The organism is Streptomyces sp. CO7 (genome assembly GCF_053474865.1).
Genome location: NZ_JBRIOU010000004.1, coordinates 850,494 through 852,479 on the forward strand (window position 1 = coordinate 850,494; position 1,986 = coordinate 852,479).

Genomic DNA, 1,986 nt, shown 5'->3' on the forward strand with positions numbered 1-1,986 from the left:
GCATCCCCCGGGGGCTGGGACGGGCCTACGGCGACGCGGCGCAGAACGCGGGCGGCGCCGTGCTGGACATGACCGCGCTGGACCGCATCCACGCCGTGGACGTCGCGGCGGGCGTGGTGCTGTGCGACGCGGGCGTCTCGCTGCACCGGCTGATGCAGGTGCTGCTGCCGCTCGGCTGGTTCGTGCCGGTCACCCCCGGCACCCGGTACGTCACGGTCGGCGGGGCGATCGGGGCCGACATCCACGGCAAGAACCACCACGTCTCCGGCTCCTTCTCCCGCCACGTGCTGTCGATGGAGCTGCTGACCGCCGACGGCGTCGTCCGCACGGTGGCCCCCGGCGACCCGCTCTTCGCGGCGACCTGCGGGGGCATGGGGCTGACCGGGGTCGTCCTCACCGCCTCGGTCTCGCTCCAGCCGGTGCAGACGTCCTGGATGACGGTGGACACCGAGCGGGCCGGCGACCTCGACGACCTGATGGCCCGCCTCACCGCCACCGACCACCGCTACCGCTACTCGGTGGCCTGGATCGACCTGCTGGCCCGGGGCCGCGCCACCGGCCGCGCGGTCCTCACCCGCGGCGACCACGCCCCGCTCGACGCGCTCGGGGCCCGCACCCGGCGCGACCCGCTGGCCTTCCGCCCCTCCCGGCTGCCCGCGGCGCCGTCCTTCCTGCCCGACGGCCTGCTCGGCCGCACCACGGTGGGGGCCTTCAACGAGTTCTGGTACCGCAAGGCCCCCCGGCACCGCACCGGCGAGCTCCAGCGCCTGCCGGCCTTCTTCCACCCGCTGGACGGCGTGCCGCACTGGAACCGGATCTACGGCCGGCGCGGGTTCGTGCAGTACCAGTTCGTCGTCGGGTACGGCGAGGAGGAGGCGCTGCGGCGGATCGTGCGCCGGGTCTCCGAGCGGCGCTGCCCGTCCTTCCTGGCCGTGCTCAAGCGGTTCGGCGACGGCGACCCGGGCTGGCTGTCGTTCCCCACGGCGGGCTGGACGCTCGCCCTGGACGTCCCGGCCGGCCTGCCCGGGCTCGACGCCTTCCTGGACGAGCTGGACGAGGAGGTCGCGGCCGCCGGTGGGCGGGTGTACCTCGCCAAGGACTCCCGGCTGCGGCCCGAGCTGCTGCCGGCCATGTACCCGCGCCTCGACGAGTTCCGCGCGCTGCGCGCCGAACTCGACCCGCGCGGGGTGTTCACCTCCGACCTGTCCCGCCGGCTCGGTCTCTGACCGCCACGGCCGTCTCCCCTACGTGAAGGAGCTCATGTGAAGGACGCGTTCGGCGCACCCCAGTCGATGCTGGTGCTCGGCGGCGCCTCGGAGATCGGCCTCGCGGTCGCCCGCCGCATGCTCGCCCGCCGCTGCCGCACCGTGTGGCTGGCGGGACGTCCCTCCCCCGCCCTGGACGCGGCCGCCGCCTCGCTGCGGGCCCTGCGGCCCGGGGCCGAGGTGCACACCGTGGAGTTCGACGCGCTGGCGACCGGGAGCCACGAGGAGGCGCTGGGCAAGGTCTTCGCGGAGGGCGACGTGGACCTGGTGCTGCTGGCCTTCGGCGTCCTCGGCGACCAGGCCCGCGACGAACGGGAGCCGGCCGGCGCGGTCCGGGTCGCGCAGACCAACTACACGGGGGCCGTCTCCGCGGGCCTGGTGGCCGCGTCGGCGCTACGCGGGCAGGGCCACGGGTCGCTGGTGGTGCTCTCCTCGGTGGCCGCCGAGCGGGCCCGCCGCAGCAACTTCATCTACGGCTCCAGCAAGGCCGGCCTGGACGCCTTCGCGCAGGGGCTGGGCGACTCGCTGTGCGGGACGGGGGTGCACGTGATGGTGGTGCGGCCCGGCTTCGTGCGGACCCGGATGACGGCGGGCCTGCGGGAGGCTCCGCTCGCCACCACCCCGGGGGCGGTCGCGGCGGCCGTGGAGTCGGGCCTGCGGCGCCGGGCCGCGACGGTCTGGGTCCCCGGCACCCTGCGCCCCGCCATGGCCGTCCTGCGCC

General features: G+C 76.1%; 2 protein-coding genes. Both read left to right on the forward strand.

What is annotated here, in order from left to right; all coding sequences use genetic code 11:
* Positions 1-1,226 (forward strand): FAD-binding protein (locus ACOV8S_RS16685; RefSeq protein ID WP_448318588.1); only part of this gene is annotated, 1,226 nt, incomplete at its 5' end.
* Positions 1,227-1,262: 36 nt separating this feature from the next.
* Positions 1,263-1,986: decaprenylphospho-beta-D-erythro-pentofuranosid-2-ulose 2-reductase (locus tag ACOV8S_RS16690; protein WP_448318589.1), on the forward strand; the 724-nt coding region annotated here is incomplete at its 3' end.